Genomic DNA, 14,533 nt, shown 5'->3' with positions numbered 1-14,533 from the left:
GTTGGAACGAAGCTCGCCAATCACAAGACCAAAATTCGGAATCCAGCATCCAATGCGTTGGGTGACCGTGCGACTTGTAGGGATTGTCCTCGACAGCGCGGGCCTTCGGTTGAGAAGATGTAGGGATTGTCTTCCTACAGCTCGCGGCACCAGCCGGCGCAATCATTTGAGCTGGTCGAGGCTCGCCCGCAGCGGCGAGACGTAGGTGCCACCCTGCGTGATCATACGCTCGGTGATTGTGGCGCCTGACACATCGACCGGCGTCTGGTTCTGTAGAGCGGTCAGTATCTGCTGCGGCTTTGGTTGTGGAAGCTGCCAGAACGGGCTCGGATCCTTGTCGATCTGGATCAGGAATTCCCGGACGCGCGGATCGAGATTTGGGTCAGTGGCGACATTTGGGCTCGCAACGGCAGCTTGGGTCATCATGATTGCTCCGAGAGTGAACGTTGCGATTCTCTGAATGCACGGCATGAGAGACTGTCCTCGTTGCCTTATCCGTGATCGCTTGCTAGCTGCTCAGGGCCAGCGCTTGCGCGCCGCCAGCACAAGCGTCTAAGGTGTTTTCGCGTGCCATTCCCTGAGCCAGTGCTGAGAATTTCTGAAAAGTTGTTTGACTAATGGAGACCCGTGAGGTGGCAGGACAGCACCCACGAGCCGTCTATGCATCGAATGGATGGGAGATTGATCTCGCCCGGCGTGAGTTGCGATCCCGAGGTGTCTCCGTTCCGATCGGCAGCCGCGCGTTCGAGATCCTCGAGGTTCTGGTTCGGGCAGGCGGGGAGCTCGTCAGCAAATACCACCTCATGGATCATGTGTGGCCCGGCGCTGTCGTCGAGGAAAACACACTCCAATTTCATATCTCTGCTATCCGTAAGGCGCTTGGCGCCGACAGAGGCTTGCTGAAGACGGTCTCCGGTCGCGGCTATCGCCTGCTCGGCGCCTGGACCGTTCGGGAGGCGCCCGAAATTTCGCATCCGCACGGTCTGTCGAAGCGGAAGCCGGAGCAGCCATATCGAACCAATGTGCCTGTAGCGGGATCAGCCCTGATCGGCCGAAGCTCATCAAAGCAGCACTTGCTGGACGTCTTGTCCGCCTATCGGATGGTGACCTTGATCGGGCCGGGCGGGATTGGAAAAAGCGTCCTGGCCCTGGAGGTCGCGCGTAGCCTTTTCCCGACTTTGGCGGGCGACTGCTGGTTTGTCGAACTGGCCTCGCTGGCAGATCCCGCACTCGTGCCATCTACCGTCGCGTCCGTCCTCGGCCTTGAGCTGGGGGGCCGTGAGATTTCGGTCGAGTCCATTGCCCGTGCCATCAACGAAGAACGACTGCTTCTTGTTCTCGACAACTGCGAGCATCTCGCTGCCGCCGCCGCCGGCTTCGCCGAAGCGATGATCCGCATGTGTCCGAATGTATGCGTAGTGGCGACTAGCCGGGAGATCCTGCGGATCGAAGGTGAGTACGTCTACCGCGTTCCGCCACTGGATGTGCCGCCTCCGGAAGAGGCGGCCGATATCAATGAGTACAGCGCCGTTCGACTTTTCGTTGCCAGGTTGATGGCCCTCGGCTCCGGCTTTCTGGCGTGCACAGAGAGCCTTCCGCTCATTGCATCGATCTGCCGGCATCTCGACGGGATCCCTCTTGCGATCGAGTTTGCCGCGGCGCGCGCCGCGACGCTCGGAATCCGGCAGATCGCGGACGGGCTGAATGATTGCTTCAGTCTGCTGACTGCCGGTCGACGAACAGCTCTTCCGCGACATCAAACCTTGCGTGCCACCTTCGACTGGAGCTACGAGCTCCTGCCGGATTGGGAACGAACCCTGCTGCGGCGGTTGTCTGTTTTCGCAGGCGGCTTCACAGTCGAGGCCGCGACCGCCGTTATGGGGGACACCGACGCGACCGCGTCTGTTGTGCTCGAAGGTATTGCAAGCCTGGTCTTGAAGTCCCTCGTGGTTTTGGAAGCGTCGGAGCCTTCCGGCCGGTGGCGCCTTCTTGAGACAACACGGACTTACGCGCTCGAAAAACTGGCCGAAAGTGGTGAAGCCAAAAGGGTGGCACGTCACCATGCGGAGTATTTTCGGGACTTGCTGGCTGGGACCACATCGACCGCGCTGTCGGAGCCGGCTGAAGACGTGCCCCAGCACGCTCAGGAAATCGACAACATACGTGCAGCGTTGGACTGGGCCTTCTCGTCGGAAGGCGATGCTCCGATCGGAGTGGCGCTTACGGTCGCCTTTTTACGGCTTTGGTTCCAATTGTCGCTGCTCGCCGAGTGCCGTCGTCGCGTCAACGTTGCCCTTGCCAGCCTGCGCGCCGGCTTGCCTCCGGCGTCGCGCGCAGCAATGCAACTGCACGCCGCGCTTGGTTTCGCGCTTCTCAACACCGCCGGCCCGAAGCAGGAGACCGATGCGGCATTCACGAATGCATTGGCAATCGCCGAGCAGCTCGGCGATGTCGATTACCAACTGCGCGTGCTCTGGGGCATGTGGACGCAACGATTCAACAATGGCGAGAACCGGATTGCGCGAGCGCTTGCCGAGCGCTTCCTGAACCTGGCCGACCGCGCCTCGGCGCCAGCCGACCGGCTCGTGGGCGAAAGGCTGATGGGAACGGCGCTGCACTATCTTGGCGAGCAGGCAAATGCGCGCAGTTGCCTTGAGAATGTATTGAAGAACTATGCTCCTGCGCGGAGCCAGGAGCACATCCGCCGATTTCATTTCGATCAGCGCGTGCTTGCGCGCGCGATGTTGGCGCGAGTGCTCTGGGTGCAGGGCCTTTCCGAACACGCAATGGCCGCAGCGCAAGCCAACCTCGACGAAGCCAGCGCAGGTGGTCACACATTGTCGCTCTGCTACGCCCTTGCCGAGGCATCATGTCCGATCGCGCTGATGTCTGGCGATCTGGCCCTTGCAGAACGGCATATCGCAACGCTGATCAATCTCGCGGGGAGCCGCGCGCTGACGTTCTGGAGCAATTGGGGCCGTTGTCTAAACGGAGTGCTGCTGATCAGACGCGGCGACGCCCGGAGCGGCTCCAGGCTCCTGCGCGCGTCGATCGACGCATTGATCGAGATGGGCTGGGCAATGCGCACGCCCGAGTTTCTCGGGATATTGGCTGAAGGGCTGGCGAATTCGGGCCAGATGGCGGAAGCAGCGGGCACGATAGAGCTGGCGCTCGCCAAGTCGGAGCGAGATGAGGAATTGTGGTGCTTTGCCGAGCTCCTTCGCATCAAGGGCGAGCTGACGCTGCAGGACAGTGGGGGTGCAGCAGCTGAGCCCGCCGCGCGGATCTTCTCGCGAGCCCTGGCGTTGGCAAGGCAACAGGGCGCTCCTGCCTGGGAATTGCGCGCCGCTACCAGCCTCGCGCGCTTGATGGCAACGCAAGGCCGTCATGAACAATCAAGGCAGGTCCTCGCACCGGTCTATAGCCGGTTCACCGAGGGATTCGAGACAGCGGATTTGCGGTCTGCGCGCGCGATACTCGAAACTGTATCAGCCGACGAAGCGCAGGACTCAAGTCGTTGACTGGACGCTAGAGCGTTTTCGAGCGAAGTGGATACCGGTTCGCGTGAAGAAAACGCGCCAAAACAAGAATCTAGAGCTTCGGTTCTGATTCAATCAGGACCGAAAATGCTCTAGCCGGTCAAAAATTTCACCGCGGCGCTTGGGCGCAGGAAGAAGCGGCCGCGCGAGGCGGCAGCGAGCGACATGATGGCGCGACCCGTCATCTCGGGCCTGCCGCGCGCGGCTTCACGAACGCTTGCCTCGCCCGCGGCGCGCTCGCCCATCTCCATCAGGCAGATGCCGAGATTGGCGCGCGTTGGCGGATCGTCCGGCCGCAGCGCAAGCGCGCGGCGGAAGATGGCGACGGCCGCGGCGTAGTCGCCGTCCAGCACCATCACGCGGGCAAGTTCAGCCAGCACGTCGGGGCGCGCAGGCGCGGCAGTTGCTGCCTGCTGCAGCAACGCGCGCGCCTCGGCGCGCTTGTTGCGGCCGATATAAAGCGTCGCCAAACGAAGTTGCAGCTCGATGATTCCAGGCGTTAGCGCAAGACCCTGCTCGAGCGCGGCGATCGCCTCGTCGATCTTTCCGCCCGATGCGAGCTGGCCGGCATATTCAAGGAAAGCCGGCGGGAAGGTGGGCCGTCGTGTGATCACGCGGCGCAGGAGATCGAGTGCGTCGTCGCGCCGGCCGGTGGCCGCGAGCGCGGTCGCGAGCAGGGTCTCGGCGGCGGGGTCGTCGCCGCGGCGCGAGGCCTTCTGTAACGGCGCAATCGCCTCGTCGAAGCGGTTCTGCAGCATCAACGCGCGGCCAAACAGCGCCGCAGCCGCGACGTTGCCGCGGTTCGCCTTGAGCACCGCCGCCGCTAATCGCTCGGCCTCGTCTGGCCGCTGCATCTGCAGCGCCAACGCGGCGCGTTGCAATGTCTGGTCGGCGACGCCGGGTCGTTCAGGCTTCGAAGACAAGTGAGATGTTCGCTCGTTGCAATTGCAGCGCAGGTCTTGCACACAAACGCGCTGTTATCAAACTGAGCGCCCGGCGGAAGAACCGCCGGGCGCAAGTCCAATCCAGCTTATCAGGGGAAGCCTACAACAGGCCAAGCACGATCGCGCCGACAAAGGCGAGCGCAACATAGGCGGCGACGACGCTCAGCCGGCTGACGAGAAGACTCATAGCCATCAGAACGCTCCCAGCGTTTGCGCCTGCCCGCACAGAACGCGTGAATTTACCAAACCGTTCCCCGCCGAAAAAGCCAGCGATGCTGTCCGTCCGGCGCGCGCCCGTCCCGAGCCGGCGGCCGTATGGTTAAAGATAAGTAAAAACAACGCGTTGAAGAGTCTTTAAATAAATTCGCCGACTCTGCCGCGCATGACGCGTGGAGTTCGTTTGTATCTCGTCGGCTCCGTCGTCCTTGTTTCGCTGGCAGGTTGCGGTCGCGGTTTCTTCCAGGCCGAGCGTGAACCCTGGCGGGCCGAGGCCGAAGTCGCTTGCCTGAAATCCGGCGCGGTCAGGGAAGGGCCGGACCTCGTGCGCATCGACCCGATCACGGGTCCCGGCGCGTGCGGTGCGCAATTCCCGCTCAAGGTCGCAGCGCTCGGCGAGAGCAGCCAGAGTTTTGGCTTTGCCGACGATTTGCGTCCGCCGGCCGATATCGGCTCAACCCGCAGCCAGCCGCGCTGGCCGATCGCGCCGCAACCGGCGCCGCGGCCGGCCCCTTATCCGAATCCGGCGGCAAGCCAGCCCGGCTATGGTGCGCCGTCGAACGGGCCGATCTCGCTGAGCGCTCCGGGCGTCGCGCCGCACCAGGACGACATCGATTTGCCGGCGGAGGGGACGCCGGAGCCACCGGGCGGCCCGGCCTATGGCGCACCGCAAGGCTATCCGCAGCGCGACCGTGGTTCCGCACCTTATTCGCCATCGCAGGGCGCAGCCGCGCCGCTGCCGCGGCTTGGGCCGGAGCGCGGCAATCCTGTCACCGCGGTCGGCCCGGTCGCGCTGAAGCCGACCGCGACGCTGGCTTGTCCGATCGTCTCTGTGCTCGACCGCTGGCTTGCCGATTCCGTGCAGCCCGCGGCCATGCGCTGGTTCGGCGCGCGCGTGGTCGAGATCAAGCAGATCTCCGCCTATTCCTGCCGCGGCATGAACGGCAATCCGAGCGCGCATATTTCCGAGCACGCCTTCGGCAATGCGCTCGACATCGCCGGCTTCACGCTCGCCGATGGCCGCCGCATCTCGGTGAAGGATGGCTGGCGCGGACTGCCGGAAGAGCAGGGCTTCTTGCGCGACGTCCAGGGTGCGGCCTGCCAGCAGTTCAACACCGTGCTGGCGCCGGGCTCCAACCGCTTCCACTACGATCACATTCACGTTGACCTGATGCGCCGCGCCAGCCGCCGCGTCATCTGCGAGCCCGCCGCCGTCTCCGGCGAGGAGATCGCCGCGCGCGCCAATTCGCGCAACCCCTACGCCTCGCGTGACCCGAATGTGACGGGCTCGCTCGGCGGCAAGAAGTCCTCCTGGTTCAGCCGCAAGGCCAAGGTCAACGAGGAAGACGAGTTCACCGACGAGTAGCGTCGGCGTTGTTATCTGGCAGCGCGCGCGTCGTCATCTTGCAGGTATTCTGGCGTCAGGCACATCTTTTGATTGTCTGGACAACGAACAACTCCGCGATAGGCGATTGCGTGAGCGTATAATTTGCGCAACATGAGGCATGGCGTCGCGTGTCTAAGCAGGCACGGACGCGATAAACGACAATAAATGCCGGCAAAGGCAGCGTCGATATCGGGGAGGCGACATGGAGGTGACGCGCAGTCTCAAGCGGCGATCGCCGTGGCTCACGCGCAGCGTCAGTTCGCTCGCGGGGGCCGCGATGTTCGTCGCCCCGCTGCTTGCTCTGGTTGCGATCTGGGCCATCGTCGTCCCGCTGTTCGATATCAATCCGCGCGTCTTCCCCTCGGTCGGCGCGGTCGGCACGGCTGCAATGGATTCCATCCGTGACGGCACGCTGTTTGCCCATATCGGCGCGAGCCTGCTGCGCGTCGGTCTCGGCACGCTGATCGGCATCATCACCGCCGTGCCGCTCGGGATCGCGATGGGCGTGAGCCCGACAGTCGCAGCGTTCCTGACGCCGCTGTTCCGCTTCTTCTCCGTGCTCGCCGGCATCGCCTGGATTCCGATCGCCACGCTCTGGTTCGGCTATGGCTTCGGCGCCATCGTCTTCGTGATCTTCAACGCCGTGTTCTTCGTCGTCGCCTACAACACGCTGCTCGGCGTCAAAACCATCCCGCACACGCTGCGCAACGCCGCAAGCTCGCTCGGCGCCGGCCGCTGGGCGCTCTTGACGGAAGTGCTGTTGCCGGGCGCGCTGCCGAACATCGTCACCGGCGTCCGTACCGGGCTCGGTTTCGCCTGGCGCGGCCTGATTGCGGCCGAGATGATCGCGACCAATGTCGGGCTCGGCTACATGCTGTTCGTCGCCCGCGATTTCTATCGCACCGAGGTCATCGTGTTCGGCATGATCGTGATCGGCGTGCTGTGGCTTCTGATCGACCGTCTGCTGCTGGTCCCGCTGGAGCGCGCGACCATCGAGCGCTGGGGCATGGTGAGGCGCGCATGAATGTTCTCTTGCAGTTCTGGAGCGGCTACGCACGGATGACGCGGCGCTGGCCGTCGCTGGCGGCCATCATCCCGTTCATTCCGGTGGTGGCGTTGTGGAGCGCGGTTGCCGCCGCCGGCATCTTCCCGCGCGCGTTCTTCCCCGGCCCGGTCGATGTCGTGAACTCCTTCTTCACGCTGACCTACAAAGGCATCCTGCCTGATTATCTCGGCGACAGCCTGATCCGCCTGTTCACCGGCGCCGCCGTCGGCATGGCGCTCGGCATTCCCTTAGGCGTGTTGATCGGCACCAGCCGCTGGGCGCATCGCATCTGCTGGCCGATCCTTTTGTTCTTCCAGGCGATCGGCGACATCGCGTGGTTGCCGATCCTCCTGATCTGGTTCGGCTTCGGGCTCACGACGATGACCTTCGTCATCGTCTATACCGTGCTGTTCCCGGTGGTGCTCAACACCGTGCTCGGCGTCGAATCCGTGCCGCGCGATCTCGCGCGTGCTGCCCGCAGTCTCGGCGCATCGCCGGCGCGCGTGCTGTGGGAGGTGACGCTGCCGGGTGCGCTGCCCAACATCATCACCGGCCTGCGCAACGGCCTCGGCTATGGCTGGCGCGCGCTGATTGCGGTCGAGATGATCGTCGGCACCAGCGGCATCGGCTTCATGATGTTCGATGCGCGCCGCTCCGGCTCCACCGTCGAGATCCTGCTCGGCATGATCATTCTCGGATTGCTCTGGTACATCGTGGACGCCTGGATCCTCGCGCCGCTCGAGCGCGCGACCGGCCAGCGCTGGGGATTGGTGACATCATGAAGACGCTTTCGCTCAAGAACCTCGCAAAGACCTATTTCGATCCGTATGCCGGCTCGCATGTCAACGCCGTCCACGACGTCTCGATCGAGGTCGAGCAGGGCGAGTTCGTCTCGGTGGTCGGCCCGTCCGGCTGCGGCAAGACCACCATCCTCAACATGATCGCGGGCTTCATCCCCTATACCGGCGGCGAGATCCTGCTCGACGGCAAGCCGGTCAAGGGACCCGGCCCGGAGCGCGGCGTCGTGTTCCAGTCGTTTGCGCTGTTTCCCTGGAAGACCGTGCTCGACAATGTCGGCTTCGGCCCGAAGATGCGCGGCGTGCCGAAGGCCGAGCGCGACCGCATCGCGCGCGAATATCTCGCACTCGCCGGCCTTTCGCACGCGGCGCACCGCTATCCCAACGAATTGTCCGGCGGCATGCAGCAGCGCGTCGGCGTGGTGCGCGCGCTCGCCAACAATCCGGATGTGCTGCTGATGGATGAGCCCTTCGCCAGCGTCGATGCGCAGACGCGCATGACCTTGCAGGAAGAGCTGACGCGGATCTGGCAGGAGCGCAAGCCGACCGTGCTGTTCATCACCCATGACGTGCCGGAGGCGGTGTTCCTCGCCAACCGCGTCGTCGTTCTTTCGAAGGGGCGGGTCCTCGACCAGATCGAGATCGACCTGCCGCGCCCGCGGGTGTGGGATGATCTGGTCAAGGACGACCAGTTCAAGCAGCTCTCCGCGCGCGTGCTGCAGATGGTGCGCGCCGCATGAGCCTCGTCACGGAAGCCTTGCGATCGACCAAGGGCCGTATCGTGCTCGGCGTCATTGCCGCCTGGGCTGGCTTTCAGCTTTGGCTGACCTTGGCCGCGCCTGGCAAGATCGCGCCGGAACTCGCCGGCACGTCCGAGAAGGTCAATGTGCAGATCGAGCTGCCATTCACGCCCGAGCGCTTTCACGTGCTCGCATTCCAGCAATATGGACGCGTCTCGGGCACCGACGAGCATTCCATTGAATTACGTGGCGTCAAACGAACGGACCTCAACGCCGTCGCCCGGCCGTACTGGGTGACGGCGGTGGGGCCGATAAAACCGGGAGGGTAGGAGAATGAAACGATTATTGCTGCTCGCGATGGCGTTCGCGCTGCTCTGCACGCCATCGGGCGCGCAGACGCTGACCAAGCTGAAGGCCGGCATGGTCACCGGCATCGATCAGATCGGATTGCCGATCGCGCTCGAGCGCGGCTTCTTCGAGAAATACGGCCTCGATGTCACCATCGCGCGGCCCTACGCAACCGGCGTCGACGCCCTCAACGCGCTGCAGGCCGGCGAGAGCGAGATCGTGCAGGTCGGCGTGCCCATGATCGGCGCGGTGCTGCGCGGCATGGATCTGGTCGCGCTCGGCAATTATAGCGGCAACGCCACCAAGGCCGGCTCGGATGCGACCATGGCGGTCATCGCGCGCGAAGGCTCGGGGATCACCAAGGGCGACCTTGCGAGCCTGAAGGGCAAGAAGATCGCGGCGTCCTTCGGCACCATCAATCACCTCTATATCCTCGCCATCCTGGAGAAGGCCGGGCTGAAGCCGGAGGAGGTCACCTTGGTGAATACGCCGCCGCCGGACATGACGGTCGCGCTGCTCGCCAAGGGTATCGACGCCTTCTCCGGCTGGGATCCGTGGCCGATCGTGGCGGGCAAGGACGTGCCGGGCGCGGTCGAGCTCGTTCGCGGTGGCGACGTGATCTCTTATCTCGGCTTCAACGTTGCGCTTCGTCCGTGGGTGCAGGCCAACGGCGACACCATCGAGAAATTCCTGGCTGCGGTCTCCGAAGCCGATCAGTGGATGCGCAAGAACCCGAAGCAGGCGGGGCAGGTCGCGACCCGCTGGATCCCCGGCCTCAAGCAGGAAATCGCCGAAGCCGCGATGCAGTTCAACATCCAGCAGGCGGACCGCCGTCTGTCGGCGAACAATTATCGCGCGCTCTACAGTGCCGAAGACCGTCTCTCGCGGCTCGGGATCATCAAGGCGACCTTCGACGTCAACAAGCATATCGAGCCGAAATACATCCTGAAGGTGATGAAGAATCACCCCGAGCTGTTCTCCGACCTGCCGCCAATCCCGGAGGCCGCGGCCATCGGTCCGGGGTACACCTTCGCGCCGTGAGGCACCTCTGATGTCATTCCGGGCTCGATGCTCCGTCTCGCCCCGGAATGACGACTCCGTCGTAAATTCGGGAAAAATATGCAATCGCAGGGCAGTTCCTCGGAACTGCGCTGCAATCGTAGTGGTTATGCCTTCTCTGAAGAGGAGGAAAATCATGTACCTCAAGTCAGCGATGACAGCAGCGCTGCTTGTGTTTGCCGTTCCCGCGTTCGCGCAAGGCACTCAGGGTGTTGCGGGCCAGACGACCGGGCAACAGATGCAGAAGGCGACCAAGTCGACGGCCCAGGCGGCACCGAAACACAAGATGAAGAGCGCGAAGAAATCGAAGGCGCCGGGCGCCTCCGAGCCGGGCCAGACCACCGGCAGTGCCGCCAAGCGCTATTAGGGAACCAAGCGTCATCAGCGAAGCGATGAGCGGCCCTGACAGGGCCACTCGTTGATCTTGCCGGACGTGGATGTGCCATGTCTCATCAATTGCAGTCGGAGACGACCAGCTTGCGGCTGTTGTCGCCGGAGGCGGCGATTGATTTCGTCATTGCGACAGGGGAGCAAGCGCCTCACTTCTTCCCGCGATACGCCGCCAAGAACACCCGCGTCGCGCTGTCCACCACCGTGGCGATCTGTTCGGGCGAGGGTGACGGCTTGGCCTGGAAGATGAAAGCCTGAAACAGCGTCGCCTGGCACATCTGCATGAATTGCCAGGCGGCGAGCTCGAAATTGTCGATCACGAGCTCGCCGTGGTCGGCGCGAGCTTCGAGATAGGTCGCAAAGCGTTTGACGTTGCTCGCGATCACCTGCTCGTAAAATCGGCTGCCGACCTCAGGCATCCGTTCGGCGATCGCCATCACCGTGCGGATCGCCGAGCCGCCGCCCGGCCGGCACAGCAGCGCCACATACGCGCGTCCGAATTCCGGCAGGGTTGTATCGACGTCGCGCTCCGGATCGAAGGTGAACGCGGTCTTGCTCTGCTCGATCTTCTCTTCCTCGACGATCGCCTCGAACAGCCGGCACTTGTCGTCGAAGTAGACGTAAAGCGTGCCCTTGGAGACCCCGGCGGCACGGGCGATCTCGCCCATGCTGGCGCCGTCGAAACCCAATTCCAGGAACACCTTGCGGGCGCCGTCGAGAATTTGCCGCCGCTTGGAGGAGTCCTCCTCGGCGACGATGTGAAGAGGGAATGTCTGACCTGCAACCATTGGTTTAGCCTCTCGGAGAACATTTCCATCCGGGGTACTGTCCGGAAGCGATTTTCTCCTTAGGGTTCCTCCAAACTCATGTAACTTGACCGAACCGTTCGGTCAATGATAGATGTAAAGACACGATGCCGCACCGGCCGCAGGGCCTCGCTTGCGTCGTGACGGGGTAAATGAGGAGTCCGGCTATGGCCGCGGCGAGAGATCAGGCTGCACGCGTCGTTCGCTCTGATCCGGAGGTCGAGGGCGAGTCCGTGCGCAACACATCAGCTCAGCCAGCAGAGCAGCTTCGTGGCCCCGCTGCCGAAGAAGCCAAGCGCCGGCCTGTCGAAACGCCAGCCGCGCCCGCACCGGAGCAGCCGGCGGCGCAAGCACAAACCGCTGCCGCACCAAAGCCCGCCAAGCGCAAATTCGTCATGATGGGAGTGATGGGCCTGCTCGCGCTCGCCGCGGTCGGCTACGGCGTCTACTGGTTCGTGGCCGGACGTTTCTACGTATCGACCGATGACGCCTATGTGCGCGCCAACAACTCCATGCTCGGCGCGCGTGTCTCCGGCCATCTGGCGGCGATCCTGCCTGCCGACAACACGATCGTCCGTGCCGGCGAAGTGATCTTCCGGATCGACGACGGCGACTACCGGATCGCGGTCGACGCGGCGCGCAGCAAGATCGCCACCCAGCAGGCGACCATCGAGCGCATCGGCCGCCAGGTCACCGCGCTTGAAAGCGCGGTCGAGCAGGCGCAGGCACAGCTCGCGTCCTCCGAAGCGAACCTGAAGCGCGCCGGCCTCGATTTCGACCGCCAGCAGGCGCTGAGCACCAAGGGCTTTGCTTCGCGCGCCACTTTCGAAGTCTCGGAGGCAAGCCGTGACCAGGGCGTCGCCGCGGTGAAGTCGGCGCAGGCCGCGTATGATGCCGCGCGCGACAATGTCGAGGTGACCAGGGCGCAGCAGAATGAAGCCCGCGCCACCCTCGCTGAACTGCAGACCCAGCTCGCCAAGGCAGAGCGTGACCTCGATTTCGCCACGGTGCGCGCGCCGGTCGATGGCACCTTCTCCAACCGTCTCGTCAATGTCGGCGACTTCATCCAGGTCGGCCAACGGCTCGGCAATGTAGTGCCGCTCGACGACGTCTTCATCGACGCCAACTATAAAGAGACCCAGCTCAAGCGCATCCGCCCGGGCCAGCCGGTGACGATTTCGGTCGACGCCTATGGCCACCGCAAGTTCAAGGGCGTGGTCGACAGCATTTCACCGGCCGCGGGCTCGGTGTTCACCCTGCTGCCGCCGGACAACGCCACCGGCAATTTCACCAAGATCGTGCAGCGGCTGCCGATCCGCATCCGCGTGCCGAAGAACGTCGCGCGACAAAATCTGCTGCGCGCCGGCATGTCGGTCTACACCACCGTGGACACAAGCGAAGGCGCACACGACGCGGACAATGACGCCGATCTCGATGCACCGATGATGATTCATCCGCAGTGATATTTTGAGTCCGGAAGAAAATCCCGGGCGCAGGTGAGCAGATATGGCCGACGCCACCACCGCTTCGCCGAACATGATGAACGCCGCGGCCGCCAGCGAGCGTATCGAGCCGAAGCGGGTGGTCGCTTTCGTCATCATGGTGTTCGGGATGTTCATGTCGATCCTGGACATCCAGATCGTTTCGGCGTCGCTCTCGGACATCCAGGCCGGCCTCTCGGCGAGCTCGAGCGAAGTCTCCTGGGTGCAGACCGCCTATCTGATCGCCGAGGTCATCGCCATTCCGTTGTCCGGCTTCCTGTCGCGCGCGCTCGGCACGCGGCTGTTGTTTGCGATCTCCGCCTTCGGTTTCACCGTCTCGAGCTTCCTGTGCGGCTTCGCCACCTCGATCGAGCAGATGATCCTCTGGCGCGCGCTGCAGGGATTTCTGGGCGCCGGCATGATCCCGACCGTGTTCGCCTCCGCCTACACGATCTTTCCACGCTCCAAGTTTCACATCGTCGCGCCGATCATCGGCCTCGTCGCGACGCTGGCGCCGACGATTGGTCCGACGGTGGGCGGCTACATCACGGACCTGATGTCGTGGCACTGGCTGTTCTTCATCAATATCGTGCCCGGCATCGGCATCACCATCGGCGTGCTCGCGCTGATCGATTTCGACCAGCCGAATTTCGCATTGCTCGAGCGCTTCGACTGGTGGGGCCTCCTGTTCATGGCGGGCTTCCTCGGCTCGCTGGAATATGTGCTGGAGGAGGGGCCTCAGTATGAGTGGCTGCAGGACACGTCGGTTGCGATCTTCGCCGCGGTCGGCTTCGTCTCCGCGATCGCCTTCTTCTGGCGCGTATTCAGCGTTGAAGAGCCGATCGTCGATCTCAGGACGTTCGGTAACCGCAACTTCGCGATCGGCTGCGTGCTGCAGTTCTGCATCGGCATCGGCCTCTACGGCCTGACCTATATCTATCCGCGCTATCTGGCGGAGATCCGCGGCTACAGCGCGCTGATGATCGGCGAGACCATGTTCGTCTCCGGCATCACGATGTTCCTGATGGCGCCGGTCGTCGGCAAGCTGATGCAGAAGGTCGACCTGCGCTACATCATCGCCTTCGGCCTCGTCACCTTCGCGCTCGGCTCCTGGCAGATGACCTGGATCACTCGCGACTTTGACTTCTACGATCTCCTGGTGCCGCAGATCCTGCGCGGCATCGGCATGATGTGCGCGATGGTGCCGACCAACAACATCGCGCTCGGCACGCTGGCGCCGCATCTGGTCAAGAACGCCTCCGGCCTGTTCAACCTGATGCGGAACCTCGGCGGCGCGGTGGGATTGGCGGTCATCAACCAGGTGCTGAACGACCGCACCGATCTGCACATCTCGCGTCTGCACGATCGGGTGCATTGGGGCAATGCGACGGCGGTCGAGACGCTCAACATGTTCACGCAGCGCATGCATGGCATGGGCGATTCCGCGATGATGGCGCTGAAGCAATTGTCGCAGATCGTGCACCGCCAGGCCGCGGTGATGGGCTATGGCGACGCCTTCTTCATGCTGACCGTGTTCTATGTCGGGCTCAGTCTTCTCGTCCTCCTGCTGAACAAGCCGTCGGCGGCGGCACCCGCGGGCGACGGACATTAGCGTACAAAAAGCGTAGCGTGGTCCAGGGGCGGATTGCGCCTTCCCAGCTGCCCATCGTTGAAAAATAAGCGGAATTTGTCGTCCGTGAAGAATCGCCCAAGCCATTGATGTGGAGTCGATTTTTCGGTCGTGAGGGGGTTTGAGATTGCAAGCTTTCGGGGTTTGACGC

General features: G+C 63.5%; 13 protein-coding genes. 10 read left to right on the top strand and 3 right to left on the bottom strand.

Annotated features, from left to right (window positions below):
- Positions 1-162: 162 nt before the first annotated feature.
- Positions 163-423 (bottom strand): hypothetical protein, encoded by a 261-nt coding sequence (locus K288_RS0126345; RefSeq protein ID WP_152535678.1) that lies wholly within the window; start codon positions 421-423, stop codon positions 163-165.
- A 209-nt stretch (positions 424-632) separates the two neighbouring features.
- On the opposite strand from K288_RS0126345, the gene K288_RS0126340 reads away from it, so the two are divergent.
- Positions 633-3,521, top strand: a complete 2,889-nt coding sequence (locus tag K288_RS0126340; RefSeq protein ID WP_244443261.1) for a winged helix-turn-helix domain-containing protein — start codon at positions 633-635, stop codon at positions 3,519-3,521.
- A 110-nt stretch (positions 3,522-3,631) separates the two neighbouring features.
- Here the strand turns inward: K288_RS0126340 and K288_RS0126335 are convergent, their stop codons facing one another.
- The gene (locus K288_RS0126335) at positions 3,632-4,462 is read right to left on the bottom strand and encodes a tetratricopeptide repeat protein (RefSeq protein WP_244443260.1); all 831 of its coding nucleotides are present in this window, start codon (positions 4,460-4,462) and stop codon (positions 3,632-3,634) included.
- A 403-nt stretch (positions 4,463-4,865) separates the two neighbouring features.
- Between K288_RS0126335 and K288_RS0126325 the strand changes: the two genes are divergently transcribed.
- The 7 genes from K288_RS0126325 to K288_RS0126295 all read left to right on the top strand — a co-directional run bounded on the left by K288_RS0126325 (position 4,866) and on the right by K288_RS0126295 (position 10,442).
- Positions 4,866-6,065 (top strand): extensin family protein, encoded by a 1,200-nt coding sequence (locus K288_RS0126325; protein WP_027582263.1) that lies wholly within the window; start codon positions 4,866-4,868, stop codon positions 6,063-6,065.
- Between the two features lie 223 nt (positions 6,066-6,288).
- Complete coding sequence (locus tag K288_RS0126320; RefSeq protein ID WP_043160746.1) at positions 6,289-7,110, top strand: ABC transporter permease; 822 nt, start codon at positions 6,289-6,291, stop codon at positions 7,108-7,110.
- Positions 7,107-7,913 carry an ABC transporter permease gene (locus K288_RS0126315; protein WP_027582261.1) on the top strand — a complete coding sequence of 269 codons (807 nt, stop codon included), beginning with the start codon at positions 7,107-7,109 and terminating at the stop codon, positions 7,911-7,913. The genes K288_RS0126320 and K288_RS0126315 overlap by 4 nt, the downstream gene beginning before the upstream one ends.
- On the top strand, positions 7,910-8,668 hold the full coding sequence (locus tag K288_RS0126310) for an ABC transporter ATP-binding protein (protein WP_027582260.1): 759 nt from the start codon (positions 7,910-7,912) through the stop codon (positions 8,666-8,668). The genes K288_RS0126315 and K288_RS0126310 overlap by 4 nt, the downstream gene beginning before the upstream one ends.
- On the top strand, positions 8,665-8,997 hold the full coding sequence (locus K288_RS0126305) for a hypothetical protein (RefSeq protein WP_027582259.1): 333 nt from the start codon (positions 8,665-8,667) through the stop codon (positions 8,995-8,997). Before K288_RS0126310 ends, K288_RS0126305 begins: the two co-directional genes overlap by 4 nt.
- Positions 8,998-9,001: 4 nt before the next feature.
- Positions 9,002-10,057 (top strand): ABC transporter substrate-binding protein, encoded by a 1,056-nt coding sequence (locus K288_RS0126300; protein WP_027582258.1) that lies wholly within the window; start codon positions 9,002-9,004, stop codon positions 10,055-10,057.
- A gap of 154 nt (positions 10,058-10,211) precedes the next feature.
- Positions 10,212-10,442, top strand: a complete 231-nt coding sequence (locus tag K288_RS0126295; RefSeq protein WP_027582257.1) for a hypothetical protein — start codon at positions 10,212-10,214, stop codon at positions 10,440-10,442.
- Positions 10,443-10,614: 172 nt separating this feature from the next.
- On the opposite strand, the gene K288_RS0126290 is transcribed toward K288_RS0126295, so the two are convergent.
- Positions 10,615-11,253 (bottom strand): TetR/AcrR family transcriptional regulator, encoded by a 639-nt coding sequence (locus tag K288_RS0126290; protein ID WP_027582256.1) that lies wholly within the window; start codon positions 11,251-11,253, stop codon positions 10,615-10,617.
- A 185-nt stretch (positions 11,254-11,438) separates the two neighbouring features.
- Between K288_RS0126290 and K288_RS0126285 the strand changes: the two genes are divergently transcribed.
- Both K288_RS0126285 and K288_RS0126280 read left to right on the top strand, forming a co-directional pair.
- Positions 11,439-12,734 carry an HlyD family secretion protein gene (locus K288_RS0126285; protein ID WP_027582255.1) on the top strand — a complete coding sequence of 432 codons (1,296 nt, stop codon included), beginning with the start codon at positions 11,439-11,441 and terminating at the stop codon, positions 12,732-12,734.
- A gap of 43 nt (positions 12,735-12,777) precedes the next feature.
- The gene (locus K288_RS0126280; RefSeq protein WP_027582254.1) at positions 12,778-14,364 is read left to right on the top strand and encodes a DHA2 family efflux MFS transporter permease subunit; all 1,587 of its coding nucleotides are present in this window, start codon (positions 12,778-12,780) and stop codon (positions 14,362-14,364) included.
- Positions 14,365-14,533: the final 169 nt, after the last annotated feature.

The sequence above is a fragment of the Bradyrhizobium sp. Ai1a-2 genome (genome assembly GCF_000426245.1).
Taxonomy (GTDB): domain Bacteria; phylum Pseudomonadota; class Alphaproteobacteria; order Rhizobiales; family Xanthobacteraceae; genus Bradyrhizobium.
This window is presented reverse-complemented; position numbering and strand designations above follow the sequence as displayed.

Coding starts and splice junctions, on each gene's coding strand:
- K288_RS0126315 (WP_027582261.1), top strand. CDS start 7,107: ATGAATGTTCTCTTGCAGTTCTGGAGCGGCTACGCACGGATGACGCGG.
- K288_RS0126325 (WP_027582263.1), top strand. CDS start 4,866: ATGACGCGTGGAGTTCGTTTGTATCTCGTCGGCTCCGTCGTCCTTGTT.
- K288_RS0126320 (WP_043160746.1), top strand. CDS start 6,289: ATGGAGGTGACGCGCAGTCTCAAGCGGCGATCGCCGTGGCTCACGCGC.
- K288_RS0126305 (WP_027582259.1), top strand. CDS start 8,665: ATGAGCCTCGTCACGGAAGCCTTGCGATCGACCAAGGGCCGTATCGTG.
- K288_RS0126280 (WP_027582254.1), top strand. CDS start 12,778: ATGGCCGACGCCACCACCGCTTCGCCGAACATGATGAACGCCGCGGCC.
- K288_RS0126345 (WP_152535678.1), bottom strand. CDS start 423: ATGACCCAAGCTGCCGTTGCGAGCCCAAATGTCGCCACTGACCCAAAT.
- K288_RS0126285 (WP_027582255.1), top strand. CDS start 11,439: ATGGCCGCGGCGAGAGATCAGGCTGCACGCGTCGTTCGCTCTGATCCG.
- K288_RS0126300 (WP_027582258.1), top strand. CDS start 9,002: ATGAAACGATTATTGCTGCTCGCGATGGCGTTCGCGCTGCTCTGCACG.
- K288_RS0126290 (WP_027582256.1), bottom strand. CDS start 11,253: ATGGTTGCAGGTCAGACATTCCCTCTTCACATCGTCGCCGAGGAGGAC.
- K288_RS0126310 (WP_027582260.1), top strand. CDS start 7,910: ATGAAGACGCTTTCGCTCAAGAACCTCGCAAAGACCTATTTCGATCCG.
- K288_RS0126295 (WP_027582257.1), top strand. CDS start 10,212: ATGTACCTCAAGTCAGCGATGACAGCAGCGCTGCTTGTGTTTGCCGTT.